Origin of the sequence: Alloactinosynnema sp. L-07, from assembly GCF_900070365.1 — a bacterium.
GTDB lineage: Bacteria > Actinomycetota > Actinomycetes > Mycobacteriales > Pseudonocardiaceae > Actinokineospora.
This window is the reverse complement of record NZ_LN850107.1, coordinates 2,455,949-2,482,883: the sequence shown is the minus strand read 5'-3', so window position 1 is coordinate 2,482,883 and position 26,935 is coordinate 2,455,949. Positions and strand designations below refer to the sequence as shown.

The window sequence follows — 26,935 nt, the reverse complement described above, 5'->3', positions numbered from 1 at the left end:
ATGATCCTTTTGCTGTCGACCTCCGACACCGATCTGCTCTCCGCGCGCGCCAGCGGCGCCGACTACCGGCTCGGCAACCCGGCCCGCCTCGGCGTGGCCGACCTGCCCGCACTGCTCGACGGCGTGGACGTGGTCATCGTCCGCCTCCTCGGTGGCCGCCGTGCCTGGGAGGAAGGGCTCGACGCGCTGCTCGCCGGACCCCGGCCGGTCGTCGTTCTCGGCGGCGAGCAGGCCCCGGACGCCGAGCTGATGGAGTGCTCGACCGTGCCGGTCGGCGTCGTCGCCGAGGCGCACAGCTACCTCGCGCACGGCGGTGCCGACAACCTGCGTGAGCTGTTCCACTTCCTGTCCGACACGCTGCTGCTGACCGGCGAAGGCTTCGCCAAGCCCGCCCAACTCGCCGCGTGGGGTCCGCTGGAGCGCACCGCTCGACGCACCGAGGGTCCGAAGGTCGGCATCCTCTACTACCGCGCCCACCACATCGCCGGGAACACCGCGTTCGTAGAAGCGCTGGCCTCGGCGGTCGAGGACGCGGGCGGCCAGGCCGTCCCCGTCTACTGCGCCTCCCTGCGCACCGCCCCGCAGGACCTGCTCGACGTCCTCGGCACCGTCGACACCCTGGTCGTCACCGTCCTCGCCGCGGGCGGTACCCGCCCGGCCGACGCGTCCGCGGGCGGCGACGAGGACGCGTGGGACGTTGGCGCGCTGGCCGCGCTGGACATCCCGATCCTCCAGGGCCTGTGTCTGACCTCCAGCCGCGAGACGTGGGCGGAGAGCGACGACGGCCTGTCGCCGCTGGACACCGCCACCCAGGTCGCCGTGCCCGAGTTCGACGGCCGGATCATCACCGTCCCGTTCTCCTTCAAGGAACAGGACAAGGACGGCCTGTCGGTCTACGTCGCCGACGCCGAGCGCGCCGCCCGCGTCGCTGGGATCGCGGTCAAGCACGCGACGCTGCGCCACGTGCCGCCCGCCGAGCGCAAAGTCGCGCTGATGCTGTCGGCGTACCCGACCAAGCACGCCCGCATCGGCAACGCGGTCGGCCTCGACACCCCGGCCAGCGCGATCAAGCTCCTCACCGCCATGAAGGACGCCGGCTACACCGTCGGCGACCTGCCCGGTGTCGCGACGGAGGACGGCGACGCGCTGATCCACGCGCTGATCGAGGCGGGTGGCCAGGACCCGAACTGGCTCACCGAGAAGCAGCTCTCCGGCAACCCGGTGCGCATCTCGGCCGCCGAGTACCGGACCTGGTACGACACACTGCCCGCCGACCTGCGCGAGTCGATGGAGGAGCACTGGGGCCCCGCGCCGGGTTCGCTGTTCGTCGATCACTCCAACGACCCCGAGGGCGAGATCGTCCTCGCCGCTCTGCAGGCCGACAACGTCGTGCTGATCGTGCAGCCGCCGCGCGGCTTCGGCGAGAACCCGGTCGCGATCTACCACGACCCGGACCTGCCGCCGAGCCACCACTACCTGGCCGCCTACCGCTGGGTCGCGGGCAGCTTCGGCGCGCACGCCATGATCCACCTTGGCAAGCACGGCAACCTGGAATGGCTGCCGGGCAAGAACCTGGGCATGTCCGCGTCCTGCGGTACCGACGCGGCCCTCGGCGACATGCCGCTGATCTACCCGTTCCTGGTCAACGACCCTGGCGAGGGCACCCAGGCCAAGCGCCGCGCCCACGCCACCCTGGTCGACCACCTGGTCCCGCCGATGGCCCGCGCCGAGAGCTACGGCGATCTCGCGCGCTTGGAGCAGCTGCTCGACGAGCACTCCAACATCGCCGCGATGGACCCGGCCAAGCTGCCCGCGATCCGCGCCCAGATCTGGACCCTCATCCAGGCCGCCAAGCTCGACCACGACCTCGGCATGGAAGACCGCCCGCACGACGCGGAGTTCGACGACTTCCTGCTGCACGTCGACGGCTGGCTGTGCGAGATCAAGGACGTCCAGATCCGCGACGGCCTGCACACCCTCGGCGACGCGCCCACCGGGCCCGCGCGGGTCAACCTGGTCAACTCGATGCTGCGCGCCCGCCAGATGTGGGGCGGCAAGGCCTCGGCGCTGCCCGGCCTGCGGGAGGCGCTGGGGCTGGCCGAGGACGGCTCCGAGGCGCGGGTGAAGGTCGATGAGATCGACGCCCTCGCCCTGTCGCTCATCGAGGCGATGGAAACCCGCGACTGGTCGGTCGACGCGGCCGATCAGGTCACCCGCGACGTTCTGGGAGCCGAGAACGAAGCCGTGACGGAGGTCCTGACCTTCGCCGCGGTGGAGGTCGTGCCCCGGCTGGCCCGCACCACCGACGAGATCACCCACGTCCTGCACGCACTCGAAGGCGGCTACGTTCCCGCCGGTCCCAGTGGTTCGCCGCTGCGCGGTCTGGTGAACGTGCTGCCCACCGGCCGGAACTTCTACTCCGTCGACCCGAAGGCGATCCCCAGCAGGCTCGCGTGGGAGACCGGTTCGGCCATGGCCGAGTCGCTGGTCGCCCGCTACAAGACCGACACGGGGGAGTACCCGCGTTCGGTCGGCCTGTCGGTGTGGGGCACCTCGGCCATGCGCACCGCGGGCGACGACATCGCCGAGGTGCTGGCGCTGATGGGCGTGCGGCCGGTCTGGGACGAGGCCTCGCGACGGGTGAGCGGGCTGGAAGTGATCCCGCTGGCCGAACTGGGCCGCCCGCGCATCGACGTCACCGTCCGCATCTCCGGCTTCTTCCGCGACGCCTTCCCGCACGTGGTCTATCTGCTTGACGACGCCGTGCGCCTGGTCGCCGCACTCGATGAGTCCGAAGAGGACAATTACGTCCGGGCGCACGTGTTGGCGGACAACGATAAGGACGAGCGCCGTGCCACGACCCGTATCTTCGGGTCGAAGCCCGGTGCCTATGGTGCGGGTCTGCTGCCGCTGATCGACAGCCACAACTGGCGCGACGACTCGGATCTGGCCGAGGTCTACGCGGTCTGGGGCGGCTTCGCCTATGGCCGCGACCTCGACGGCGCCGCGGCCCGCGAGGACATGGAGTCGGCGTACAAGCGGATCGCGGTGGCCGCCAAGAACGTCGACAGCCGTGAACACGACATCGCCGACTCGGACGACTACTACCAGTACCACGGCGGAATGGTCGCCACCGTCCGCGCGCTGACCGGCCGCGCCCCGGCCGCGTACATCGGCGACAGCACCCGGCCGGAGTCGGTGCGGACCCGGTCGCTGGAGGAGGAGACCAACCGCGTCTTCCGTTCCCGCGTGGTCAATCCGCGCTGGATCGAGGCCATGCGCAGGCACGGTTACAAGGGCGCCTTCGAGCTCGCGGCGACCGTCGACTACCTGTTCGGCTACGACGCCACGACCGGTGTCGTGGCCGACTGGATGTACGACAAGCTGGCCCAGACCTACGCGTTGGACCCGGAGAACCGCAAGTTCCTCACCGAGTCGAACCCGTGGGCCCTGCACGGCATCGCCGAACGGCTGCTCGAAGCCGCCGAGCGCAAGATGTGGGCCGAGCCGGACCCGGCCACGCTCCAGCAGTTGCAGGAGCTTTACCTCCAGGTCGAGGGTGACATCGAGGCAGGCTCGGAATAGGTGTGGGCCCCACCGGGTGTGGCGATCACACCCGGTGGGCGCGGGCCGCGGCGAAGCAGTAGACGCCGAACGCGGCCAGCCCGACGGCGATGAGTACGAGCAGGCCGACGCCCCAGGGCTCACCGGCCAGGGTGTGCAGGGCCTTGTCCAAGCCGCCGGACTCCTCGGGGTCGGCGGTGACCGCGGCGGTGGCGACGAGGACGCCGATCACCCCGTAGGCCAGGCCTTTGCCGGTCCAGCCGATCCGGCCGATCCGCTTCACCCAGCGCTGGGAGCCGTCCGGCAGCGTGCTCAGATTGAGATCCTCGGTGAACGACCTCTTGACGCCCTTTCGGAACACCACGATGGCGATGATCAGGATGCCGAGCGCGACCGCGCCGACCAGCACCTGCCCGAACGGCAGTGCCAGGACGCGTGCGGTCAGGGCCTGCTGCCTGCCGGTCGAGTCCGTGCTGCCGGAACCGAGCGCGAACTGCACAGCGCCGACGCCGATGAATGTCGCGGTGACCGACCGGGCTACCGCGCCGATCCGCTTGCCGGTGCGCTTGCGTTCCTTGTGGACATAGGTGAAGCCGACGGCGGCCTCGGCCAGTTGCCACAGCACGAAGAGGAACAGGCCGATCGCCAGCGCCCAGAGCAAGGCCGGGCCGATCGGCGACTTCGAGATCTCGGCCAGCGCGCCCTTGGAGTCGCTCTGCGCGCGGTCGCCGAAGACCACCTGCGCGGCCAGCCACGCGATCAGCAGGTGGACCGCGCCGTAGAACAGCATGCCGATCCGACCCGCCACCTGCAACGCTGGGTTCTCCCGAACCTCTTGCGCCGTGTCGCTCACCGCTGATGGGTACCCAACCTGGTGCGATGTCAACCGCGCGCCGACACGCCGAGGGCCCCGACCTCCACGGCGGCGTCCTTCGCCGTGGAGGTCGGGGCCTCGAAGTTCATCCCTGTTTGATCAGGCCACGCGCCACAGCGCGGGCGTGTTGGGCGGCTCCCAACCCTGCTGGGCGACGTGGCCCTGCAGGCAGACGTAGGCACGGCCGCCGTAGGTGACCCTGGCGCCCGTCGCGTACGCCGTGCCCACCGCCCACGTGCCGCCGGGCGGCTGCGAGGTCGTCGTCGTGGGCGGGGTCGTCGTCGTGCTGGTCGGCGGGTTCTGCGGCACGTTGAGCACGAAGTCGAAGCTGGCCTGCTTCGCGCCGGACACGTCGCGGACCGTCATCAGCAGCCGCGCGTCGAAGATCGAGTCGGTGTTGTTGCGCGGCTCGTTCGGGAAGTACAGCTGTGTGGTGAGCACGGGGCGGCCGGGCGCCTGCACCTTGACGTGCAGGTGCCGCGTGCGGCCCGGGTAGAGGCCGGGGAAGATCGTCGTGAGGGTGAACGCGCCCTTGGCGTCGGTGAACTGGTGGCCGCGGTAGCGGAAGCCCGTGTTGTCGTAGGCGCCGTTGCCGTCGGCCTGCCAGAAGTCCATCAACACGTTGCTCAGCGGAAGGCACGACAGGCCGAAGACATAGCCGGTGACGGTAAGGCGGGTGCCCGGCGTGCCTGCCGGGATCAGCGACGTGCGCCGCGGCGAATTCGGCTTGAAATAAGGACCTTCGGTCTGCGGCGGGGTCGGGTCGTCGCCGTCGTCGCACGCCGGGGTCAACTCGGGGGCGGTGCCGGTGGCCGCGGAGGTCCGGGCCAGGGCGGGAACGCCGACGAGGGCGATGGGCACCGCGACGCCCGCGGCCAGTGCGGCGTGCAGCACCGCCTTGCGGCTGACCAGCCGCGGGGGCTCGGTGCCGGTCGTGTCGTCCATTGCCTTCTCCTTGGGTCGTTGAAGATTCACTACGAACCTAGGGAGCCGGTTGGGCACGGGCGATGGACTGAATCCCTCAGTCGTGGTGAATCCCGTGGGCGCCATTGCCAGTCGCGTGACGGAACTGGCCGGGGCTCATGCCGACCTCGCGGCGGAAGAACCGGCAGAAGTAGGCCGGGTCGGCGAACCCGACGCGGCCCGCGACCTGCCGGACGGTGAGGCCGGTCTTGGCCAGCAGTCGTTTCGCTTCGTGCACCCTGGCCACCCGCACGAGCTGCGCCGCGGTTTGGCCGGTCGCCGCGCGGACCGCCTCGGTGAGATACCCCGGGGTGACACCGATCCGTTCGGCGTAGGCCTTGACGCTCCACAGGTCTTCGCCGCGGCCGGCCAGGCTCGCGAACTCCTCGGCGACGGCCTTGCCGCGGGCGGGTCCGCGCGGCGATGTCCGCGACAGCCGCGCCGCCCGGACGACGAGGACGTGCAGCAGCGCGCCCAGGACGGACTCGACGCCGTCGGCCCCACCGCGGTACTCGGCGTCGAGTTCGGCGATCAGCCGGGCGGTGCCCGCGTCGGCGGTCGGGTCCAGCGCGAGCCAGGGCCGCTCGCTGAGCCGCCTGAGCACGTCGCGGTCCTCGGGATAGTCGAGCAGGAAGTCGTCGGTGAACAGGATGACGGTCCCGTCGAGCCCGTGGACGTCCTCCCAGTGGTGCACCTGACCCGGCGTGATGACGCCGAGGTGCGGCGGGCGCAGTTCGCACCGGGCGAGGTCGACGACATGGGTGCCGGTGCCCGCGGTGACGTGGATGATCTCGTGGAAGGTGTGCCGGTGCGGGAAGTCCGCGCGCGACATCGGCCCGATGGAGTCGAACGTCCCGATCGCGAAGGGAAGCGCGTCGGGGATGGGTACCTCCAGTCGGTGCATCGGCGGCTCGCCCGCCCATGGGGTGTGGCAAGGCGTTCCCGGCAGCACTGTAGTCCCGCGCATCGTCCCGATCCTCTCCGCAAAGGTCCAGACCATTGTGCGCGCGTGGCGGCGTGGGCGAAACAAGATGATCAATCATCTTGGGCAGATCGGCCCATGGCGCGCGCGCGGCGGCAAGCCCACTCTGGACCGGTGACCGACCGGACCGGCGACAGGCTTTTCACACCGGCGTACGTGCTGCTCAGCGTGGCCGACCTCGGATACTTCACCGCGGTCGGTGTGTCCGTCTACACGCTGCCGCTCTACGTCACCGGCCCGATCGGCGGCGATCGGGCCACGGCCGGGCTCGCCTTCGGGGTGTTCGCCGTGTCCGCGCTGGTGCTGCGGCCCTTCGCGGGTCGGCTCACCGACGTCTGGGGTAGGCGGCCGCTGCTCGTCGGCGGCGCCCTGCTCGCCGCGCTGGGACTCGTGTTGACCGCCGTCGTCGACTCGCTGGCGCTGATCGTGGCCCTGCGGCTGCTGCTCGGCGTGGCCGAGGCGGGATTCATCGTCGCCGGGTTCGCCGCGCTGGCCGACCTGGCGCCGCCCGCCCGGATGGGGGAGGCGCTGAGTTACAACTCGCTAGGGCTCTATCTGGGGCTGGCGTTCGGCCCGCCGCTGGGTGAACTGCTGGTCGAGACCAGCGGCTTCACCACCGCGTGGCTCGTCGCGGGTGGCATCTCGGCCACGTCGGCACTGTTGGCCTTGGGCATCGGCGAGACGCGGTCGGCCGAACCGGTCCCCGAGGGGCCACGCAAGCTGATCCACCGCAAGGCCATCGCCCCCGGCATCGGCTTCTTCACCGCACTGGCCGCGATCGGCGGATTCCTCACCTTCGCCGCACTGCACGCCGACGCGATCGGCATGGGCCAGGCCAGCGTGCCTCTGTTCACCTACGGAATCGTGGTCGTGGTCTGTCGCGTGGCGTTCGCCAAGGTGTCCGACCGGTTTCCGCCGCTGCGCGTGGGTGCGGCGGCGCTGGGTCTGATGAGCGCGGGCCTGGCGGTGGCGGCGTCCTGGGTCACCCCGACCGGCCTGATGATCGGCGTGGTGCTGCTCGCTCTGGGGGTCACGTTCAGCACGCCCGCGTTCTTCTCCGCCATCTTCGCCACCGCGAGTCCGAGCGAACGCGGCGCGGCCTCCGGCACGGCGAGCGCGTTCATCGACCTGGGGCTGGGCGGCGGCCCGATCCTGCTGGGCCTGGTCGCCCAGTCCGCGGGTATTCCCTGGGCCTTCGCGGCGGCGGCGGCGACCACCTTGGCTGGAGCCGCGTGGACCCTGGCCCAGTCGCGACGCCCGACGCTGGTGCGCTGACGGCATTACCTGACGGGTAATCGTGTTTCGCGCGCGCGGTCGGCAGTCTGGGTTCCGACACAGATCAAAGGAGCAGACATGACGATCACCCAGTCCAAGGCCGCCATCGCCCCCACCACCCTGCTGCGCAGGCTCCTCGCGCTGGACGCCGTCGTCACCGGCGGGAACGGCCTGATCTACCTGTTCGCCTCGGTGTGGGTGGCCGACCTGCTCGGTGTCTCCGCCGGTGCCCTGGTCGGGATCGGCGCGTTCCTGGTCGTCTACGGCATCGCGGTCGGGGCGCTCGCCCTGTCGAAGTCGCCTGCCCGCGGGTTGGCCATGGCCGTCGTCGAGGCGAACCTGGTGTGGGCGCTGGCCAGCGTCGTCATCGCCGTGTTCGGGCTGATGGGGGCCAACACGATCGGCACCGTGTGGACGATCGTCCAGGCGGTCGCGGTCGCGGGGTTCGGCGCGACGCAGCAGTACGCCCTCAACAAGATCAAGGCCGCGGCGTAGTCAGCGCCCGCTCGGTGGCCGTGTCGGCAGGCATGAATGTCTCGATGGCGAGCTCGGACACCGTGACGTCGAGTGGGGTGTTGAACGTCGTCACGGTGGTGATGAAGGACAGGATCTCGCCCCGGTGGCCCAGTTGGAGCGACTGGGCGATCGTGTCGAGATCGGCGGCGGTGCCCGCGATGCCGGGCACCTCCGGGTAGGTGGAGACCTCGTCGAACAGGGTGCGCAGCGTCGGGTTGGCCGACCAGGACAACTGCCGTTCCAGGCGGTCGAGCAGGTGCCGCCGCCACGCGGGGGCGTTCACCACCCTGGGGGCGAGTCCGTTGGGGTGCAAGCAGATCCGGATCAGGTTGAGCGGCGGCGTGAGCAGCTCGGGGATGACACCGTCGAGCATGATCTCGACGACGGCGTCGTTGGCCGCCACGACCGTGTAGGACCCGTCGAACACCAGCGCGGGGTAGGGGGCGTAGGCCTTGAGCAGCCGCTCGATCCCGGCGCGCACCCTGGCCATCTCCGGGGCGTCGACGGCCATCTCGGTGTAGACCGGCGCGTACCCGGCGGCGAGCAGCAGCTCGTTGCGCTGGCGGACCGGGACGTCGAGGTGCTCGGCGAGTTTGAGGACCATCGACTGACTCGGCTTGCTGCGCCCGGTCTCGACGAAACTCAGGTGCCGCGCGGAGCTGTCCAGCGCCAACGCCAGTTCGAGCTGGCTCATCCGGCGGCGCTCCCGCCACTGCCGCAGCATCGGTCCCACGCCGACCGCCGTCATGGTTGCCCTGGGTGCCACGGTCCCGAGCCTAATCCAACGGTGGGGGAGGTAATTCGCGTCACTCGGCGAACGTCTCACGATGCGGACGATTCGTTGGCGAGTCGACCAGTTGACCGACGTTTCGTAGGTTGAGCTGTGTCAGCGCCGAACGATCTTATGGTCGAGTCGCGGCGCACCCGTCGAACCAGGATTGAGAACAATGAAGAACGCACTGCGCCGCACGCTCGTACTCGCGCTGGCAGGCGCGGCCACGGCCGCGCTGGTCGCCTGCGGGAGCCCCGAGGCGGCCGACGCCCAGACGATCAAGGTCGGCACGCTCACCGACGCCCCGCCCGTGGTGTTCCTCAAGGACGGCCGGTTCACCGGGTTCGACAACGAGCTGCTGCGGGCCGTGGCCGAGCGGCAGGGGCTCAAGGTCGAGTTCGTCGGCGTCGAGTTCTCCACGCTGCTGGCCAAGGTCGCCAACGGTCAGGTCGACCTCGGCAGCTCGTCGATCTCCGCGACGGACAAGCGCAGGCAGACCGTGGACTTCACCAACGGCTACGAGGTCGGCTACACCACGATCGTCGGCAAGCAGGACACCCCGGTGACCGGGGTCGAGAGCTTGGCGGGCAAGCGGGTCGGCGTCGTGCAGGGCACCGTCCAGGACGAGTTCGCCAGTGGCAAGGTGCCCGGCGCCGAGGTCGTGCGGTTCCCCGACTACAACTCGGCCTTCGCGCAGCTGAAGTCCGGCGGCCTGGACGTGTGGATCGTGCCGCTCGACATCGCGGACAAGTACATCGCGAACAACGCCGACTTCCCGCAGAAGGTCGTCGTGAAGCGCGCCGACACCGAGGCGCCTGCCGCGTGGGCGGTGCGCAAGGGCAACGACAGCCTGCGCGACAAGCTCAACACCGGTCTCGCCGCGGTCATCCAGGACGGGACCTACGCCAAGCTGCACGAGCAGTTCCTGCCCGGCACGCCCATCGCCGACGACTTCAAGCCCAAAGCCCCGTGACCGAGACCTTCTTCAGCTGGCCGCACATCGCCGAGGTACTGCCTGATCTGCTGCGGACCGGTCTGGTCAACACGCTGATCCTGGCCGGTGCCTCGGCGGTGCTCGGCACCCTGCTCGGGCTGGTCCTGGCGATCATGGGCCTGTCGTCGAGCCGCTGGCTGCGCTGGCCCGCGCGGGTCTACACCGACCTGTTCCGCGGCCTGCCCGCCATCGTGACGATCCTGCTGATCGGCCAAGGGCTGGCGATGGTCGCCCGACCGCTGTTCGGCACCGACCCGTATCCGCTGGGCATCCTCGCGCTGAGTCTCGTGGCCGCCGCCTACATCGGCGAGATCTTCCGCTCCGGCATCCAGAGCGTCGACCGCGGCCAGTTCGAGGCAGCCCGCGCGCTGGGCATGACCAACACCGCCGCGATGGGCAAGGTCGTGGTGCCCCAGGGCGTCCGCCGGGTCCTGCCCGCGCTGGTCAACCAGTTCATCGCGCTGATCAAGGACTCCAGCCTGGTCTACTTCCTCGGCCTGCTCGCCGACCAGCGCGATCTGTTCCGCATCGGCCAGGACGCGGCAGCGACATCGGGCAACCTGTCGCCGCTGGTCGCCGCGGGCCTGGTGTACCTGGCGATCACGGTGCCGCTGACGCACCTGGTCAACCGCATCGACCGCAGGCTGCGCACCGGCCGCCCGGTCCAGGGAGGTGACGATGACCCCGCTGACGTTCCCGAACTCGCCGTCCGGGCTTGAGATCGACGACATTCATCTGTCCTACGGACAGACCCGCGTCCTGCGTGGCGCGACCCTGTCAGTCGAGAGTGGACAGACGACGTGCGTGATCGGGCCATCGGGCTCGGGCAAGTCCACCTTGCTGCGCGCGGTCAACCGCCTCACTGAACCGGACTCCGGCGACATCCGCCTGGCGGGCCAGAGCGTGCTCACCCTGAACCCGGACCTGCTCCGGCGGCGGGTGGGCATGGTGTTCCAGCAGTTCAACCTGTTCGCCCACCGCACCGTGCTGGACAATCTGGTCCTACCGCTGCGATCGGTGCGCAAGCTGTCGTCAGCGGAGGCCGAGGCGGTCGCGCGGGAGCGGCTGGCCGAAGTCGGCCTGGCACACAAGGCCGACTACCGCCCAGCAGCACTCTCCGGCGGCCAGCAACAGCGCGTGGCCATCGCCCGCGCCCTGGCGATGGAACCGGAGATCATCCTGTTCGACGAGCCGACAAGCGCACTGGACCCCGAACTGGTGAAGGGCGTCCTGGACCTGATCGCCACCCTCGCCGGACGCGGCCTCACGATGGTCGTGGTCACCCACGAGATGGGCTTCGCCCGCGAGGTCGCCGACAAGGTGGCCTTCATGGACCACGGCCGAGTGGTCGAGACAGCCGCGCCCGACCAGTTCTTCGGTGACCCGGAAAGCCTACGGCTCAGACGATTCCTGTCCCAGGTGCTCTGATCAGCTGGTGACTTTCCGGCACAGGTAGACGCAGTCCAGCGGATCGTCGGGAACGTCGCTCACCGACGCCACCTCGAACCCCGCCTCACCCAACATCTTCCGGGCGAGCTGCTCACCCCATACGGTGCCGAGTCCCGCGCCGTCGCGGGCCAGGGAGACGGTCATGCAGTGCAGGACGCTGACGGAGTAGAGGAGCGGAGCGGCCGGGTTGCCGATGTTGTCCTCCAGATTGCTGGAGGCCTTGATGTCGAACATGACGAACACCCCATCCGGCACCAGCACGTCGTACACACCGCGCAACACACCCGCCGGATCAGCCTGGTCGTGAATCGCGTCGAACGCGAACACCGCGTCCAGCGGCTCCGCGGGCAGCGCGGCGACGTCGCACACCTCGAACCGGGCATTCGTCAGCCCCAGCGCGGCCGCCTCGGCCCGCGCCCTGTCGATCGCGTCGGGGGAGAAGTCGTACCCGACGAAGTCGGAGGCCGGATAGGCGGTCGCCAGGAGATTCACCGCATGCCCGGTGCCACAACCGATGTCGGCGACCCGGATTCCCTTCTCCAGCCTGCGCGGCAGATCCCCGGTCGACGGCAGGACACCGTTGATCAGCTGCCCGTCGAAGAGACCCCGGCTCATCGAGTCCATGACATCGGTGAACCGCGGCCGGAACTGCTCGTAGGACACGCCGCCGCCTTCCCGGAACGCGGTGACCACTTCGTCGAGGTGACTGCCGAGCAGGGCACTGATCAGACTCACGACGGCCAGGTTGCTGGATCCCGCCCCACAGAGACAGGCGGCGTGCTCGGCGGGGAGGGTGTAGGTGTGGGTGATGGGGTCGTAGGTGAAGACACCGCCGGTCACCAGCGCACCCAGCCACTCCCGGACATACCGTTCCTGCAGCCCGGCCCGCTCGGCCAACTCGACACTGGTGGCAGGGCCTTGGGCGGTGGCGTCGAAGAGCTGGGTCCGATGGCCGATGTCGATCATGAAGGTGAGCAGGGAACGGGAGTAGGTGTCGATGAGCATTCCCGCGAACTCTTCGACCTTGCTCTCATCGAAGATCTGATCGGCGACGGTGGTCATGACTGCCTCCTTGGTCAAGGTGTTCCTCTGACGCTAGGCCGGACAGCCAGATGTCCTCTTCGAGCAAACTATGCAGGTTCCACCGACAGCGCTGGTCCAAACTAACCACTCGCCGATGCGCAGCGAGGCAGGGGCTTTGGCTGTTGCTCTTGGTCCTTCGCAATACCCCCTAGCACCCCGTCGTGTGCGCGGACGAGTGCACTCGTTGGTGTACAACGATTGAGTGCACTCGTTCCGGCTTCGGAGGGCGAGTCGCTCCCTCGTCAATCAGCGTCTTGTCCGGGCCCAGCGATGTCAAGGGCGCCTGCGGCGTCGCTGCGCGAGCGGCAAGCCGCCCCTTGACATCGCTGGGCCCGGACAAGGGATTGCCAGGACGAGGGTGCAGGGGGAAGTGCAGGGACCTTCGGTCCCCACAAGCAAGGACCTGCGGTCCCCAACGACAAAGACAAAAGGGGGAGGGGGTGCCGTGGGCGGGTCCTGCTGCGGGGACCCGCCCACGGGTTCCACCGCGACCCCCTCGTGGTGGCTTACTCAGCTCCGCCTAGGACTCGGAGTAGGCGGGCGGACTCTGTGGCAACGGCTTCACGGCCCGCCTTCATGTACTTGCGGCTGTCCACTGTGTCTGGGTTGGCCGTTAGGTAGTAGCGGATCGCTGCTGTGAAGACCTTGCTCAGCTGTGTGGCGATATTGATCTTTGTCATGCCCTGGCGGACCGCTTCGAACAGGTCTGCGTCCGCAACGCCCGACGAGCCGTGCAGGACCAGCGGCACCGATACCGCTGCGCGCAGTTTGGCGATCAGGGCGTGGTCAAGGGTTGCGTCGCGGGTGAGCATGGCGTGGGAGGAGCCCACGGCGACGGCCAAGGCGTCGACACCGGTGGACGCTACGAACGCCGCGGCTTCGTCTGGGTCTGTGCGGACGCCGGGGGCGTGGACGCCGTCTTTGCCGCCGACTTCGCCGAGTTCGGCCTCCACCCAGACGCCTGCCGCGTGACAGTGCTCGACGACTGCCTTGGTCTGGGCGACATTCTCCGGGTAGTCCAAAGTGGATCCGTCGTACATCACCGATGAGAAGCCGAGTGCTACCGCCTCGTGGACCAGATCCACCGATTCGGCGTGGTCGAGGTGGACCGCTACCGGTACTTCGGCTGCCCGTGCGACGGCGAGGGTGGCGAGGGCTATCGGCTCCAGTGTGCCGTGGTAGCGGACGCAGTTCTCGCTGATCTGCAGGATCACCGGGGACCGCGCCGCTGTAGCGCCCGCTACCAGGGCCTCGGCGTGTTCGAGGTGGATGACGTTGAAAGCGCCGACGCCCGTGCGGGCCGCCCAGGCGGGGTGCACGATCTCAGCGGTTCCTACGAGTGGCATCGAAGTTCCTCCAGGGTCACGCCCACACGCAGCTCATGGAGCGCGTCGGTGTCCAGATCACCCGCGAGCGGAGCGGCGACGGCGGCCGCTGACCACGCCACCGCCTCTCGGAGCAGGTAGGGCCAGGGATGGTCGGCAGCCAAACCAGTGGCCAGGGCGGCGACAAGGGCGTCGCCCGCGCCGGTCGGGTTGCCGTGGACGACGCGGTCGGGGCGGGCCAGCCAGCGGCCGTGTTCGCCGACCGCGAGGAGGCCATCGGCGCCCAAGGAGGCGACGACGGTTCCCGCGCCGGTCGCCCGCAGTGCCTCGGCGGCGGTGCACGGGTCGGATTCGCCGGTGGCCTCACGGAGTTCGACGGCGTTCGGCTTGACCACGTCGGCGCCTGCCGCTGCGCCCGCGAGCAGGGGATCGCCGGTGGTGTCGAGCACTGTGCGGCAGCCGTTGGCGCGGGCCAGGCCGACCAGTTCGGCGTAGGCGTCGGCGGCCAGGCCGGGGGGCAGGCTGCCCGAAAGCACGACCACGTCCGCGTCGGCCAACAGGCCGCCGAGGTGGCGGCGGAAGCTCGCCCACTCCGCGGCGGTGATCAGCGGGCCGGGCTCGTTGAAGACCGTCGCGTCGCCCTCGGCCACGATCGACACCGTGCGCCTGGTCTGGCCCGCGACCGGGAACAGGTCGAAGGCGATGCCGGAGGCGGTGAGGTCGGTGCGCAGCTCCGCGCCCGCCGCGCCGCCCGCGAAGGCGACGGCGAGCGTGGACACGCCCTGTCCGGTCAGGACCCTGGCGACGTTGACGCCCTTGCCGCCCGCCCGGCTGTGCACTGTGGACACCCGGTGGCTGGAGTTGGGCACCAGCGCGGGAACCGTGTAGGTGGTGTCCACCGCGGCGTTGGGTGTAATGGTGACGATCATGGTGTGCCCCGAATGTTCCACAGTGCCAGCAGACCGGCGCCCAGGCACGCGGCTTGGTCGCCGAGGCTGGCCTTGACCAGCTCCGGCACGCGCTGGAAGGTGAGCAGCTCGGCCAGCCGGGTACGCAGCGGGTCCAGCAGATCCGCGCCCGCTCCGCTGAGGCCGCCGCCGATCACGACCACCTCCGGCCCCAGCATGTTGGCGACCATCGCGAGCACCCTGGCGAAGGCGTCCACGCCCTCGGCCCAGACCTTCGCCGCAGCCGGGTCGCCCGCGACCAGGCGGTCGCGGACCTCAAGGGCCGTGGTGACCTCCGCGCCGGTCAGGGCGCTGTACCGGCGGGCCAGCGCCCGCGCCGAGGACACCGTCTCCAGGCAGCCGCGGTTGCCGCACATGCACAGCTCGCCGTTCGGGTCGACCGTCACGTGGCCGACCTCGCCCGCGTAGCCGTCGCCGGTCAGCACCCGTCCGCCGCTGATGAACCCGGCGGCGATGCCGGTCCCGATCGGAATGAACGCGACCTCGTGGAAGCCTTTCGCCGCACCGAGTTCCCACTCGGCCAGCGCGCCCGCGCGCACATCATGGCCGAGGTAGGTCGGGGTGCCGGTCTTCGCGGTGATCCGGTCGGCCAGGTCCGCGTCGCGCCAGCCGAGGTTGACCGAGAGCCGGGCGATCCCGCTCGCCTCGTCGACCAAGCCTGGGACCACGACTCCCGCGGCGGCCAAGGGTACCGTCGCGTGGGTTCGCAGTTCGGCGAGGACGTCGGCGACCATGTCGACCACCGCGTCCGCCCCGTACGGCGTGGGGCGGCGCACCGTGTGGCGCACGCGGTGGTCGCCGTCGATCAGGGCGGCCTTGGTGAAGGTCCCGCCGACATCGACGGCGGCGACGAGCAGACCGGCGTTCACCGTGGTCACGCTAGTCGGGGACGCGACTGTCACGGGTTCAGAGGGGAAAGGATCACTGACCGGGTGAGGTGGCGCGGTCGGTCGGGGTTGAGGCCCTTACGGTCGGCGACCGCGATCGCCAGCCGGTGCGCCAGCACGAGTTGGGCCAGCGGGTCGAGGTCGTTGGTGACGAACGTGGCCCCGGTGGCGGCGACATCGTCGGCCAGTCCCTTCGGCGCCTGGCCGAAGACCCAGGTGACCCGGTTCGGCTCGGCGATGGCGATCGGGCCGTGCCGGTACTCCATCGACGGGTACGACTCGGTCCACACCTGGGCGGCCTCGCGCAGCTTGAGCCCGGCCTCGTGGGCGAGGCCGACGGTCCAGCCCTGGCCGAGGAAGGTGAACTGGTCGGACTCGGGCAGCGCGCCCAGCGGCTCGGCCAGCGCGCTCTTGGCGTCCGCGATCGCCGCGGTGAGGTCTTCGCCGAGGCTGGCGCGCAGCAGCGCTACCACGGAGGTCGCCGACCGTGTCTGTACCACCGACTCCTCGTCGGCGAACGGCAGCTCGATCACGTGGTCGGCCAGACCGACGACGGGCGCGCCGACGGTGGCGGTGATCGCCACGGTCGTGGTGCGGCCGCGCAGCGCCGAAAGCAAGTCCAATATCTCGGTCGTGGTGCCCGAGCGGGAGATCACCACCACCCGGTCGTAGGCGTCGCGGTCCACCGGGAACTCCGACGCGGCGAACGCGTCGGTCACGCCCTGCCCCGCTTCCTCCCGCAGGGCCGCGTAAGCCATCGCCACGAACCACGAAGTGCCACAGCCGGTGACCGCCACCCGCTCGCCCGGCGTCGGCAGTGCCGCCGCGTGCGTGGGTGCGATGTCCACGGCCCGGGCCCAGCAGTCTGGCTGGCTCTCGATCTCCACCACGGAAGCAGACAACGCCACGAAATCCTCCCTCATCGTCCTAACGTGCACGATGCTACACGAAACAGGGCCAAATCAAGCACCTTTGCGCAATCGCGCTCAGTCGTTAAGACTGTTCTCGCGGTGAGTGTCGGTCTCCACAGCCGATCGCGCTGACCGGCGTCGCTTAAGGAACGGATGACGGAGGTGGCGATGAACCGACACGAGCGCCTGAGCGGCCTGCTCGAACTTCTCGGCGAGCGCGGACGCGTCGATGTCGACGAACTGGCCGACGAGCTGACGGTGTCGGCCGCCACGATCCGGCGGGACCTCGACCACCTGGCCGAGCAGCAGCTCCTCACCCGCACCCGCGGTGGCGCGGTGGTCAACAACGTCAGCTACGACCTGCCGCTGCGCTACAAGTCGGGCCGCCGGGCGCCGGAGAAGTCCAAGATCGGCCAGACCGCCGCGGCCCTGGTCGGCGCGGGCGACGTGATCGGTCTCAACGGCGGGACGACCACCACCGAGGTCGCGCGCGCGGTGGCGACCAGGGGCGACCTGGCGCGGCCCAGCGACGGACCCACGCTCACCGTGGTCACCAACGCGCTCAACATCGCCAACGAACTCGCAGTGCGCCAGCACATCAAGCTGGTCGTCACCGGCGGCGTGGCCAGGCCGCAGTCCTTCGAGCTCACCGGCCCGCTGGCCACCAAGGTGCTCAGCGACATCACCCTGGACGTGCTGTTCCTCGGCGTGGACGCGATCGACGCCGACAGTGGCGCCTACGCCCACCACGAGGGCGAGGCCAGCATCAACGCGCTGATGGTGGAGCGCGCCCAGCGGGTGGTGGTCGTGGCCGACAGCTCAAAACTCGGCTGCCGGGCGTTCGCGCGGATCTGCGCGATTCCGCGCATCCACGCGCTGGTGACCGACTCCGACGCGTCCGACGCCGTCCTCGCAGGCTTCCGCTCGGTGGGGCTCGCCGTCCATCAGGACTGATGGACGGCGAGGGCTGGGGTGACGGACTGGGCGAGGGTGCCAGTCCGCCACCCCACGCTTTCTACGCGGTGGCTTCCTTTGCGAGCTGGGTGATTCGCGCCCAGTCGCCCTGGGCGACCGCGTCGGCGGGGGTGAGCCAGGAGCCGCCCACACAGCCCACATTGGACAGTGCGAGGTACTTCGGCGCGGTCTCCTGGGTGATGCCGCCGGTCGGGCAGAACCGCACGTGCGGGAACGGGCCCGCCAGCGCGGACAGGTAACGCACGCCGCCGGCGGCCTCGGCGGGGAAGAACTTCAGCTCCGTGAGCCCGCGCTCGGCCGCGGCCATGACCTCCGACGCGGTGGAAACCCCTGGCAGATAAGGGAGTCCGCTGTCGGCCATCGCGTCGAGGACGGTGGGCGTGCTGCCGGGGCTGATCAGATAGCCCGCGCCCGCGCGCACCGACGCGGTGACCTGCTCGGCGGTGACCACCGTGCCGACACCGACCACCATGTCCGGCACCCGTGCGGCGATCCGGCCGACCGCGCCCAGCGCGGCGGGGGAGCGCAGCGTCACCTCGATCGTGCGGATCCCGCCCGCCAGCAGCGCTTCCGCGAGCGGGACAGCGGTCTCCACGTCGTCGATCACGACGACCGGGATCACCGGGGACAGCGTCAGAACGTTCACGAGAGCACTCCGAAGACCGAGGCGCCGCGGTCGGCCGGGCCGACGGCGGCACGCAGTGGGGCGAACAGTTCGCGGCCGGTTCCAGTGTGCACCGCACAGCGCTGCTGGTCGGGGGTGCGGGCGGCGAAGTCGAGCGGGTCGACCAGGATGTCCACCGAGCCGGACTCGGCGTCAACGACGATCAGGTCGCCGTCGCGCACGCGGGCCAGTGGTCCGCCCGCCGCGGCCTCCGGCGTCAGGTGGATGGCGGCGGGTACCTTGCCAGACGCGCCGGACATCCGGCCGTCGGTGACCAGGGCGACCTTGTCGCCGCGATCTTGCAGCACCCCCAGCGCCGGGGTGAGCTTGTGCAGTTCGGGCATGCCGTTGGCCATCGGGCCCTGGAAGCGCAGCACCGCGACGAAGTCGCCGGACAGGGCGCCCGCCTCGAACGCGGCCAGGAACTCGTTCTGGTCGTCGAACACGCGGGCGGGCGCGCGCACCACCCGGTGCTCCGGCTGCACCGCGGACACCTTGATCACCGCGCGGCCGAGGCCGCCGCTGAGCATCCGCAGCCCGCCGTCTGGGGCAAACGGGTCGCTCACACCGCGCAGCACGGTCTTGTCGAGACTGTCCCGTGGGCCGGGCCGCCAGACGAGCACGCCGTCGTCGAACGTTGGCTCCTCGCGGTAGCGCTCGTCGTACAACCCCGCCACGGTGCGCACATCGGGGTGCAGCAGGCCGGAGTCGAGCAGGTCGCCGATCAGCGTCGCCGTGCCGCCCGCGGCGTGGAAGTGGTTCACATCGGCTGTGCCGTTGGGGTAGATCCGGGTCAGCGACGGCACGATGGCCGACAGCGCCGAGAAGTCGTCCCAGCGCAGATCGATCCCAGCCGCGGCCGCCATGGCGACCAGGTGCATCGTGTGGTTGGTCGACCCACCCGTCGCCAGGAGCGCGACGACACCGTTGACCACGGCGCGCTCGTCGACGACCTCGCCGACCGGCGTGTAGTTCTCGCCCAGCGCCGTCAGTCCGGTGACCCGGCGGCCCGCCTCGGCGGTCAACGCCTCGCGCAGCGGGGTGCCCGGGTTGACGAAGCTGGCGCCGGGCAGGTGCAGGCCCATGACCTCCATGAGCAGCTGGTTGGAGTTCGCCGTGCCGTAGAACGTGCACGTCCCGGCGCTGTGGTAGGACGCGGACTCGGCGGCGAGCAGGTCCTCGCGGCCGATCTTGCCCTCGGCGTGCAACTGGCGGACCCGGCTCTTCTCGGCGTTGGGCAGCCCGGAGGCCATCGGGCCCGCGGGCACCAGGACGGCGGGCAGGTGCCCGAAGGCGAGCGCGCCGATCACCAGGCCGGGCACGATCTTGTCGCACACGCCGAGCAGCAGCATGCCGTCGAACATGTCGTGGGAAAGAGCGATCGCCGTCGACATCGCGATCAGGTCGCGGCTGAACAGCGACAGCTCCATGCCCGCGCGGCCCTGGGTGATCCCGTCGCACATCGCCGGGACGCCGCCCGCGAACTGCGCGACACCGCCCGCCCCGGCCACGGCGGCCTTGAGCTGATTCGGGTATTCGGCGAAAGGCTGGTGCGCCGAGAGCATGTCGTTGTAGGACGACACGATCGCGATGTTCGGCTTCACCGCCGCGCGCAGCCCGAGCTTCTCGCCGGGGGAGCAGGCGGCGAACCCGTGGGCGAGGTTGGCGCAGCCCAGGCTCGACCGGGCCGGGCCGGTCGCGGCAGCCTTCCGCATCCGTTCCAGATAAGCACCACGGGAGTCGGCGCTGCGCGCGATGATCCGGTCGGTGACGGCGGTCAGGGTTCGATTCACGCGTGCTCCTCTTCGTGCCAGTCACGGCCGTCGCGCTCGATCAGCGTGGTCGCCGCGGTCGGGCCGCCGGTGCCCGCCGGGTAGCGCCTGGGGGTGCCGGACTCGCGCCACGCGTCGAGGATCGGCTCGATCCACGCCCAGGCCGCCTCGACCTCGTCGCGGCGCATGAACAAGGTGGGGTTGCCGCGCACGACGTCGAGCAGCAGCCGCTCGTAGGCCTCGGGCGACCGAGCCTTGAACGTCTCGGCGAAGCTGAGGTTCAGCGGCACCTGCCGCAGCCGCACCCCGCCGGGGCCGGGCTCCTTGGTGACCAGGTGCAGCCGCACGCCCTCGTCGGGCTGCAGGCGCAGGACCAGCCGGTTCGGCGCGATGGCCGACTCGGGGATGTCGGGGAAGACCGAGTGCGGCACCGGGCGGAACTGGACGACGATCTCCGAGGCCCGGTGGTCTAGCCGCTTGCCGGTGCGCAGGTAGAACGGAACGCCCGCCCAGCGCCAGTTCTGCACCTCGGCCTTGAGTGCCACGAACGTCTCGGTGTCGCTGGGCGCGTTGAGTTCCTCGGCGTAGCCGGGGACGGGCTTGCCGTCGACCAGACCGGCTGTGTACTGCCCGCGCACGGTGCACCGCTCGACTTCGCGGCCGGTCAGCGGGCGCAGCGCACGCAGGACTTTCAGCTTCTCGTCGCGGACCGCCTCGCGGTCGAGGCTGGTCGGCGGTTCCATCGCCACGAGGCACAGCAGCTGCAGCAGGTGGTTCTGCACCATGTCGCGCAGCGCGCCGGAGCCGTCGTAGTACTCGGCGCGGCCACCGACACCGACCGTCTCGCTGACGGTGATCTGCACGTGGTCGATCGCGCGGGAGTTCCACCTCGGCTCGAACAGCGCGTTGGCGAAGCGCAGCACCAGCAGGTTCTGCACCGTCTCCTTGCCGAGGTAGTGGTCGATCCGGAAGATCTGCTCCTCGGCGAAGACCGCGCCGACCTCGTCGTTGATCCGGCGCGCGGACTCGATGTCGTGCCCGATCGGCTTCTCCAGCACCACCCGGCACGCGGAGCTGACCAGGTCGTTGGCTTTCAGCCCGGTGCAGATGGGGCCGAACAGGCGGGGCGCGCAGGCCAGGTAGTACACCCGCACCCGCGCGGCGGGCGCGATGAGCGCGCTCAGGTCGCCCCACGCGGACGGCTCGGCGACGTCGATGGTGACGTGGTGCAGCCGGGCGAGGAAGCGGTCGATCAGCGCGGCGTCGTGGGTGCCCTCCGGGAGGAACCCGACCAGTTCGGCGACGGTCTTGTCCCGGTAGCCCGCGTCGTCGAGGCCCGCGCGGGACACCGCGATGATCCGCGAGTCGGCGGTGAGCTGGCCGTCGCGGTCGCGCAGGTAGAGGGCGGGGAGGAGCTTGCGCATGGCCAAGTCGCCGGTCCCGCCGAACACGACGATGTCGCATGGCGCGACCTGGGGTAGTCCCTGCATGACGCCCACCCTACGGCACTTAGGCCCATAATCAAGCACACTTAGGTACTACAAAGACATTACTGTTGGGTAGTGTCCAGTTGAACGACGAGAGTGAGGGGTGTTCGGTGGCGGGACGGCCGATGTCGGCACCTGGCATGTCGGTGGGCGAGGTATTCCAGCTGGTGCGCGAGGGGCAGGCCGAGACCCGGTCGGACATCGCCCGGCTCACCGGCCTGTCGCGAACGGCGGTGTCGCTGCGGGTCAACCAGCTCATCGAGCACCGGCTGGTGGTCGAGCGGGCCGAGGGCGGCTCCACCGGAGGTCGTCCGCCGGTGCGGCTGGAATTCCATGCCACGGGCGCGGTCGTACTGGCGGCCGCGGTGGGCGCGAGCCGGGCCCAGTACGCCGTGTGCGACCTGGCGGGTCGGATCCTGGCGTCCTCGGCGGTGACCTCCGACTTCACCGAAGGGCCCGATGTGGCGCTCAGGTCGGTGGTCCGGCAGCTTGACGGCCTGCTGGCGGCGGCGGGCCGGACCGACGCCGACGTGCGCGGGATCGGGGTGAGCATCCCCGGCGTGGTCGACCGGGTGACCGGCCGGATCGTCAGCAGGCCGGTGGCCCCAGGGTGGGACAAGGTCGAGGTGCCCGAGGTGCTGGGCGCGCGGTTCCCAGTGCCGGTGGTGGTCGAGAACGACGTCAACGTCTTGGCGCTGGCCGAACACCAGGCCCACCCGGGCACCGACGACCTGGTGATGATCAAGGCGTCGACCGGTGTCGGCGTCGCGATCATCGCCGATGGGCGGCTCGTGCGCGGCGCCGTGGGGGCCGCGGGCGAGATCGGCCACACCAAGATCGGCGGCGACCGGGTCTGCCGCTGCGGCGCGACCGGCTGCCTGGAGGCGTACGCGGGCGGCTGGGCACTCGCCCGCGAACTCGGCGTCGCCGACGCCCGAGCGGTCGGCGACCTGGTCCGCGCCCGCCATCCGGAGGCCCTGCGCGCGATTCGCGACGCGGGCAGGCGGATCGGGGAGGTGGCCTCCGGGGTGGTCAACCTGTTGAACCCGGCGGCGATCGTGGTCAGCGGCGACATCGTCTCCGACGGCCTGGTCGCGGGCATCCGCGAACTGACCTACCAGCAGTCCACCGACGTCGCGACCCGCGGACTGACCATTGAGGCGTCCACTTTGGACGACCAAGCCGCCCTGGCGGCCTGTGTCGTGATGATCCTGGACGACCTGCTCTCCCCGGACGCGATCGACAATCTCACCAGCCCGCCTTCCCGGAGTGCGAGGTCTTAGCCGGTCAGCCGGGGTAAGCCGAGGCGTCGACCAGTTCTCGGAGCATCCGCACCCGTTCCGGCTCGACCGGGGACTCCCAGTTCGGCCGGACCAGTCCGCCCGCGTGGAACGCGGTGACGCCGACCGCGCGCAGTTCGGGGATGTGCTCGGTCCGCAGTCCGCCGCCCGCGATGAGCCGGACGCCGGAGGCCTGCCACCCCGCCCGGCCCGCCAGGACCGCGAGTCCGTCGGACAGGCCCGCCGCCGATCCCGCCGTCAGCACGAAGTCCAACCCGGGCAGTTCGCACAGCGCGGGCCACGCGGATTCCGCGTCGCCCGCGTGGTCGATCGCGCGGTGGAAGGTCCAGTTCGCCCCGTCCAGCGCGCCCACCAGTGTCTCCGTGGCGTCGAGATCCACTCGGCCGTCGTCGGTCAGGAAGCCGAGCACGAACTCGTCGGCCCCGGCCGCCCGCAGCGTCTTCGCCATCGACACCAGGTCGGCCAGGCGGTAGCGGTCGACGGTGAACCCGGCCCGGTCGCGCAGCATCACCCGCAGGGGGATGCCGACCGCCGCGCGGATCGCGGCGACCAGGTCGGGTGCTGGGGTGAGACCGTCGCTGGCCATGTCGCTGATCACCTCCAGCCGGTCGGCGCCGCCGAGCTCCGCGGCGCGGGCGTCGGCGACGGTGAGGGCGATGATCTCCAGCAGCACCGGGGCTCCTCTGATCCAGGGCAAGTTGTCTAGACCATTATATCGGTTGCGGACAAGGAAACGCGGGCCTCCCGAAGAAGGGAGGCCCGCGTCCCATTTACCGGTCAGATCCCGATCGCGGTGATCTCCGCCGCCGAGGTGTACTGGCCGCCGGTGGCGTCGGTCAGTGCCCTCAGTCGCAGGTACCGGCCGGACTTCGCGGTGAACGACGCCGTCTTCTCGGTGCCGTCGTTGGCGAAGGTTCCCGTCGCCACCGCCGTGCCCCAGTTCGTGGTGCTGTCGCTGACATACACCTCGTACTGGCCGATCCGGCCGTTCGCGCCGCCGTCCTGCCGGGGCAGGTATCGCAGGGCCGACACCGAGTGTGCCGAGCCCATGTCGATCTGGATCTCGTGCGGCAGCGGTGCCACGCCGCCGGACCACTTGGTGTGCCAGATGGTCCCCATCTCCCCGTCGAAGGCGTTGGTCGCCGCGCCGTTCTCGCCAGAGGTCTCCTGGCTGTCGACGTGGACCAGGGACCAGCCCGTCTTGCTGATCGGACCGGAGGTGACGGCCGTGCCGAGCGTGGTGATCTCGGCCGCGGAGGTCCACGGGTTCCCGTTGACCTCCGACAGGGCGCGCAGCTTCACGTAGCGCCCGGCCTTCGCGGGGAAGGTGACGTTCTTCTCCGTGACGCTGTTGGCGAAGCCGCCCGAGGTGACCGCGGTGCCCCAGTTGGTGGTGCTGCCGCTGACGTAGACCTCGTATTGGCCGATCCGGCCGTTGACGCCGCCGTCCTGCCGGGGCAGGTACCGCAGGCCGTCGACGTTGTAATGCCCGCCGAGGTCGATCTGGATCTCGTGCGGCGGCGCCGGGTCGGGGTTGACCTGCGACCAGGCGGTGTGCCAGATCGTCGCGTTGTTGCCGTCGATCGCGTTGGCGCCGGTCTGACCGGGCTCGAAGCTGTCGACCGACAGCACCGACTGGCCGGTCTTCGGGATCGGCGCACCCGCGGGCACTGACGGGATGGCCAGGGCGGTCGGCAGGGTGACGGCGGACGCGGTGACGGTGAACGCCGACGACGTCGACAGCGAACCGGTCTTGACGTACAGCACGCCCTGGCGGTCGGCCGGGTCGTGGAACCAGCCGGTGGCCGCCGCGTCGTAGGCCGACCTGGTGGTGTGCTTGGTCAGCGTGGTCGAGCCGAGCGTGACCGCGGTGGGCGCGCCCGCCACGTGCATGTTCACCTCGTAGCCGCGGTTGGCGAGCTTGCCGGTGTAGGTGCCCGTGCTCGCGCCGACCGCGACGCTGACCGTGCCCGTGCCCGAGGTGGGCGCGGTGACGTTCACCGACTGCTTGGCGAACGACCCGGTCTTGTACGCGCGGGTGTTGCCGTCGTCCTCGTACAGGGAGAACGACGAGTTGCCGCTCGGGTAGACGTCGAAGGTGATCGGCGTCGCCGGCTTCTCACCCGCGTAGTTCATCTGCGGCCACATCGGGACGATGCCGCCGCCCTTGACGAACACCGGCAGCGTGTCCAGCGGCGCGCTGTAGCCGTTGAACCAGCCCGGCCCGGAGTAGACCTTGCCGCTCCAGTAGTCCGTCCAGGTCCCGGCGGGCAGGTAGATGCCGTCGCGGACCGTGGTGTCGCTGGTGATCGGGGCGACCAGGAACGAGTCGCCCGCCATGAACTGCTGGGCGGTCTGGTTGCCGCGCGCGATCGGGTCGTTCGGGAACTCCAGCACCATCGCGCGGGTGGACGGGGTGCCGGTCTCGGTGGCCACGCGGCTCATCGAGTACAGGTACGGCAGCAGCCGCTCACGCAGCTTGAGGTACTTGCGGTTGATCGACAGCGTCGGCTCGGCGAAGCGCCACGGCTGCTTGTCGTTGAAGCCCGCCGACGGGCCGGACGCGCCCCAGCCGGACATAGTCATAAGCGACGGCAGGAACGCCTTCCACTGCAGGTCCCGCGCGTACGTTTTGGGACTGCCGTCAAAGATGCCGTCGACGTCGCCGGAGGCGTAGTTCAGCGCGGACAGGCCCGCCCCGGTGATCGCCGGGACATGCCACTTCATGTCAGCCCAGGTGCCGTGGGTGTCGCCACTCCAGACCACCGCGTTGCGCTGGGTGCCCGCCCAGCCGTCGACCGTCCAGACGAACCGGCGGCCGTCGCTGTTGTTCTCGATGCCGTCAACGGCCTGCTGCACGCCGTCGAAGGCGAACTTGTACCCGCCGCCGACCCAGGCCACGTCAGTCTTCACCGCGCGGCTGCCGGAGACACCGACCTCGTTGGCGATATTGGCCAGACCGGTCGAGGTCCACAGGCCGGTCTTGAAGCCCCTGGTCGCCAACTGCGACACAGTGCTGGTCAGGCTGGTGTAGCCGCAGCCGTAGCCGTCGTTGGGCAGGAACCAGCCGGAGGGCATGTCCGCGGCGCGGGCCTGGTCGGCGTACTTGACCACGTCCGGGGTGGTCTGGTGGTCAACGCGGTTGGGGTTGCCCTGGTAGTCCGGGCTGGAGGCGTTCCAGCAGTCGGCGTTGCCCATCTCGAAGCCCCAGATCGGGGCCAGGAACGGCTTGCCGGTGACATCGGTGTAGCGGTTGAGGATGTCCTTGGGGGTGTCGCCGACGAAGAAGAACGCGTCGAACCGGGACTCGTTGTGCCGCAGGCCGACCGTGGGCAGGAACGCGTACTGGCCGGGGGCCCAGGTGTTGCGTACGACGCCGTATCCGTTGGTGGAGAAGTAGAACGGCGCGGGGGACGCGTTCGTGTTCTCCCGCCACTGGTTGTCCTTGGCGACCGGGACCGTCTTGTCGCGCAGCGCCCACTCGCCGAGCCGGAAGCCGGTGCCGTAGAACTGCTCGTCGGTGCCGCGGGTCAGCGATTGGGTGGCGGTGTTGGCGGCGCTGTCCCAGGTGAGGCCGGTCGACTCCTTCCAGACCGGAGTCAGGTTGTCGGCCTTGTAGAGCTCGAATCGCAGCGGCGTCTTGTACGCCCGCAGGGTGAGGGCGCTGGTGCTGATCTTGTAGTGCGTGCCCTCGTCGGTGTACGACGTCGTCACCGCACCGAAGTTGGTGTTGATCGCGATCTGGCCGTTGACCGGGTCGGAGAAGGTGCCGTTCGGGGTCATCCACAGCCGGAACACGCCGGGCTGGGCGAAGGACACGCGGACCTTCGGGGTACCCGCCGAGATGTCGTAGGTGCTGCCGTTCTGGGTGAAGGCGGTGACGTTGCCGAGGGTGGTCGGCGCGGCGCTCGCCGAGATGCTGTTCACGAGGGTGAGTGAGCCTGCGATGGCGGCGACCGCCAGCAGGGTACGTACGCGGGGTCGGGCTCTCATCGATACCTTCCAAGTGCAGGGGCGAGGATCAGGCACGAGAACTGTTCATAAATGATGCTTAGTGACTAGTTTCACGCATAATTGCGCAGCGTGCAGGGTCAGGTCGGGCCCTGTCAACCCTTCGTTCAACAGGCAACAAAACGGACCCGCCGAGTGACGGGTCCGTCGTTCTGCGTGTTA

22 protein-coding genes are annotated in these 26,935 nt (G+C 70.1%); 8 read left to right on the top strand and 14 right to left on the bottom strand.

Going from position 1 to position 26,935, the window contains the following annotated elements:
- Positions 1-3,585, top strand: coding sequence for a cobaltochelatase subunit CobN (gene cobN / locus BN1701_RS11135; RefSeq protein ID WP_054048047.1), 3,585 nt, complete (start codon positions 1-3; stop codon positions 3,583-3,585).
- 25 nt (positions 3,586-3,610) lie between these two features.
- On the opposite strand, the gene BN1701_RS11130 is transcribed toward cobN, so the two are convergent.
- From BN1701_RS11130 to BN1701_RS11120, 3 genes are all read right to left on the bottom strand, one after another.
- A complete protein-coding gene (locus BN1701_RS11130) occupies positions 3,611-4,417 on the bottom strand; it encodes a DUF1206 domain-containing protein (RefSeq protein WP_067520651.1) in 807 nt (268 codons plus the stop codon).
- A 120-nt stretch (positions 4,418-4,537) separates the two neighbouring features.
- Positions 4,538-5,383: a carbohydrate-binding protein gene (locus tag BN1701_RS11125; RefSeq protein WP_054048045.1), complete on the bottom strand. Its 846-nt coding sequence runs from the start codon at positions 5,381-5,383 to the stop codon at positions 4,538-4,540.
- Positions 5,384-5,459: 76 nt separating this feature from the next.
- A complete protein-coding gene (locus BN1701_RS11120) occupies positions 5,460-6,368 on the bottom strand; it encodes an AraC family transcriptional regulator (protein WP_054055776.1) in 909 nt (302 codons plus the stop codon).
- Positions 6,369-6,497: 129 nt separating this feature from the next.
- On the opposite strand from BN1701_RS11120, the gene BN1701_RS11115 reads away from it, so the two are divergent.
- Together BN1701_RS11115 and BN1701_RS11110 are read left to right on the top strand one after the other, a co-directional pair.
- Positions 6,498-7,658, top strand: a complete 1,161-nt coding sequence (locus BN1701_RS11115) for an MFS transporter (RefSeq protein ID WP_054048043.1) — start codon at positions 6,498-6,500, stop codon at positions 7,656-7,658.
- 78 nt (positions 7,659-7,736) lie between these two features.
- Positions 7,737-8,153, top strand: coding sequence for a hypothetical protein (locus BN1701_RS11110; RefSeq protein ID WP_054048041.1), 417 nt, complete (start codon positions 7,737-7,739; stop codon positions 8,151-8,153).
- On the opposite strand, the gene BN1701_RS11105 is transcribed toward BN1701_RS11110, so the two are convergent.
- On the bottom strand, positions 8,137-8,940 hold the full coding sequence (locus BN1701_RS11105) for a helix-turn-helix domain-containing protein (RefSeq protein WP_231949568.1): 804 nt from the start codon (positions 8,938-8,940) through the stop codon (positions 8,137-8,139). The two genes, BN1701_RS11110 and BN1701_RS11105, sit on opposite strands and share 17 nt — an antisense overlap.
- Positions 8,941-9,121: 181 nt before the next feature.
- Here BN1701_RS11105 and BN1701_RS11100 point away from each other — a divergent pair, with 181 nt between their 5' ends.
- Genes BN1701_RS11100 through BN1701_RS11090 form a run of 3 tightly spaced genes read left to right on the top strand, consistent with a single transcriptional unit; the run spans position 9,122 to position 11,368 of the window.
- Complete coding sequence (locus BN1701_RS11100; RefSeq protein WP_157367917.1) at positions 9,122-9,919, top strand: ABC transporter substrate-binding protein; 798 nt, start codon at positions 9,122-9,124, stop codon at positions 9,917-9,919.
- Complete coding sequence (locus tag BN1701_RS11095; protein WP_054048037.1) at positions 9,916-10,659, top strand: amino acid ABC transporter permease; 744 nt, start codon at positions 9,916-9,918, stop codon at positions 10,657-10,659. Before BN1701_RS11100 ends, BN1701_RS11095 begins: the two co-directional genes overlap by 4 nt.
- Positions 10,619-11,368, top strand: a complete 750-nt coding sequence (locus tag BN1701_RS11090; RefSeq protein ID WP_054048035.1) for an amino acid ABC transporter ATP-binding protein — start codon at positions 10,619-10,621, stop codon at positions 11,366-11,368. Before BN1701_RS11095 ends, BN1701_RS11090 begins: the two co-directional genes overlap by 41 nt.
- Here BN1701_RS11090 and BN1701_RS11085 read toward each other — a convergent pair whose 3' ends face one another.
- From BN1701_RS11085 to BN1701_RS11065, 5 genes are all read right to left on the bottom strand, one after another.
- Positions 11,369-12,451, bottom strand: coding sequence for a class I SAM-dependent methyltransferase (locus BN1701_RS11085; RefSeq protein WP_054048033.1), 1,083 nt, complete (start codon positions 12,449-12,451; stop codon positions 11,369-11,371).
- 527 nt (positions 12,452-12,978) lie between these two features.
- Positions 12,979-13,818 carry a class II fructose-bisphosphate aldolase gene (locus BN1701_RS11080; protein ID WP_054048031.1) on the bottom strand — a complete coding sequence of 280 codons (840 nt, stop codon included), beginning with the start codon at positions 13,816-13,818 and terminating at the stop codon, positions 12,979-12,981.
- The gene (locus BN1701_RS11075) at positions 13,806-14,726 is read right to left on the bottom strand and encodes a 1-phosphofructokinase family hexose kinase (protein ID WP_054048029.1); all 921 of its coding nucleotides are present in this window, start codon (positions 14,724-14,726) and stop codon (positions 13,806-13,808) included. Before BN1701_RS11075 ends, BN1701_RS11080 begins: the two co-directional genes overlap by 13 nt.
- The gene (locus BN1701_RS11070; protein ID WP_231949567.1) at positions 14,723-15,634 is read right to left on the bottom strand and encodes an ROK family protein; all 912 of its coding nucleotides are present in this window, start codon (positions 15,632-15,634) and stop codon (positions 14,723-14,725) included. The genes BN1701_RS11075 and BN1701_RS11070 overlap by 4 nt, the downstream gene beginning before the upstream one ends.
- 29 nt (positions 15,635-15,663) lie before the next feature.
- Entirely contained in the window at positions 15,664-16,560 is an 897-nt protein-coding gene (locus BN1701_RS11065) for an SIS domain-containing protein (RefSeq protein ID WP_369800519.1), read from the bottom strand.
- 171 nt (positions 16,561-16,731) lie between these two features.
- Between BN1701_RS11065 and BN1701_RS11060 the strand changes: the two genes are divergently transcribed.
- Positions 16,732-17,517 (top strand): DeoR/GlpR family DNA-binding transcription regulator, encoded by a 786-nt coding sequence (locus tag BN1701_RS11060; protein WP_054055773.1) that lies wholly within the window; start codon positions 16,732-16,734, stop codon positions 17,515-17,517.
- Positions 17,518-17,578: 61 nt separating this feature from the next.
- Here the strand turns inward: BN1701_RS11060 and eda are convergent, their stop codons facing one another.
- Genes eda through zwf form a run of 3 tightly spaced genes read right to left on the bottom strand, consistent with a single transcriptional unit; the run spans position 17,579 to position 21,464 of the window.
- Positions 17,579-18,184: a bifunctional 4-hydroxy-2-oxoglutarate aldolase/2-dehydro-3-deoxy-phosphogluconate aldolase gene (eda, locus tag BN1701_RS11055; RefSeq protein WP_054048025.1), complete on the bottom strand. Its 606-nt coding sequence runs from the start codon at positions 18,182-18,184 to the stop codon at positions 17,579-17,581.
- Positions 18,181-19,995, bottom strand: a complete 1,815-nt coding sequence (edd, locus tag BN1701_RS11050; RefSeq protein ID WP_082859781.1) for a phosphogluconate dehydratase — start codon at positions 19,993-19,995, stop codon at positions 18,181-18,183. The genes eda and edd overlap by 4 nt, the downstream gene beginning before the upstream one ends.
- Entirely contained in the window at positions 19,992-21,464 is a 1,473-nt protein-coding gene (zwf, locus tag BN1701_RS11045; protein ID WP_054048021.1) for a glucose-6-phosphate dehydrogenase, read from the bottom strand. Before zwf ends, edd begins: the two co-directional genes overlap by 4 nt.
- A gap of 122 nt (positions 21,465-21,586) precedes the next feature.
- On the opposite strand from zwf, the gene BN1701_RS11040 reads away from it, so the two are divergent.
- Positions 21,587-22,744 (top strand): ROK family transcriptional regulator, encoded by a 1,158-nt coding sequence (locus BN1701_RS11040; protein WP_054048019.1) that lies wholly within the window; start codon positions 21,587-21,589, stop codon positions 22,742-22,744.
- Between the two features lie 4 nt (positions 22,745-22,748).
- Here the strand turns inward: BN1701_RS11040 and BN1701_RS11035 are convergent, their stop codons facing one another.
- Both BN1701_RS11035 and BN1701_RS11030 read right to left on the bottom strand, forming a co-directional pair.
- A complete protein-coding gene (locus BN1701_RS11035) occupies positions 22,749-23,435 on the bottom strand; it encodes a copper homeostasis protein CutC (RefSeq protein ID WP_054048017.1) in 687 nt (228 codons plus the stop codon).
- A gap of 104 nt (positions 23,436-23,539) precedes the next feature.
- Positions 23,540-26,755 carry a discoidin domain-containing protein gene (locus BN1701_RS11030; protein WP_067520646.1) on the bottom strand — a complete coding sequence of 1,072 codons (3,216 nt, stop codon included), beginning with the start codon at positions 26,753-26,755 and terminating at the stop codon, positions 23,540-23,542.
- Positions 26,756-26,935: the final 180 nt, after the last annotated feature.

Bases quoted from the DNA above. Each gene is read 5' to 3' on its own strand.
- cobN (WP_054048047.1), top strand. From the start codon at position 1: ATGATCCTTTTGCTGTCGACCTCCGACACCGATCTGCTCTCCGCGCGC.
- BN1701_RS11125 (WP_054048045.1), bottom strand. From the start codon at position 5,383: ATGGACGACACGACCGGCACCGAGCCCCCGCGGCTGGTCAGCCGCAAG.
- BN1701_RS11120 (WP_054055776.1), bottom strand. From the start codon at position 6,368: ATGCGCGGGACTACAGTGCTGCCGGGAACGCCTTGCCACACCCCATGG.
- BN1701_RS11110 (WP_054048041.1), top strand. From the start codon at position 7,737: ATGACGATCACCCAGTCCAAGGCCGCCATCGCCCCCACCACCCTGCTG.
- BN1701_RS11100 (WP_157367917.1), top strand. From the start codon at position 9,122: ATGAAGAACGCACTGCGCCGCACGCTCGTACTCGCGCTGGCAGGCGCG.
- BN1701_RS11090 (WP_054048035.1), top strand. From the start codon at position 10,619: ATGACCCCGCTGACGTTCCCGAACTCGCCGTCCGGGCTTGAGATCGAC.
- BN1701_RS11085 (WP_054048033.1), bottom strand. From the start codon at position 12,451: ATGACCACCGTCGCCGATCAGATCTTCGATGAGAGCAAGGTCGAAGAG.
- BN1701_RS11080 (WP_054048031.1), bottom strand. From the start codon at position 13,818: ATGCCACTCGTAGGAACCGCTGAGATCGTGCACCCCGCCTGGGCGGCC.
- BN1701_RS11075 (WP_054048029.1), bottom strand. From the start codon at position 14,726: ATGATCGTCACCATTACACCCAACGCCGCGGTGGACACCACCTACACG.
- BN1701_RS11060 (WP_054055773.1), top strand. From the start codon at position 16,732: ATGAACCGACACGAGCGCCTGAGCGGCCTGCTCGAACTTCTCGGCGAG.
- zwf (WP_054048021.1), bottom strand. From the start codon at position 21,464: ATGCAGGGACTACCCCAGGTCGCGCCATGCGACATCGTCGTGTTCGGC.
- BN1701_RS11040 (WP_054048019.1), top strand. From the start codon at position 21,587: ATGTCGGCACCTGGCATGTCGGTGGGCGAGGTATTCCAGCTGGTGCGC.
- BN1701_RS11030 (WP_067520646.1), bottom strand. From the start codon at position 26,755: ATGAGAGCCCGACCCCGCGTACGTACCCTGCTGGCGGTCGCCGCCATC.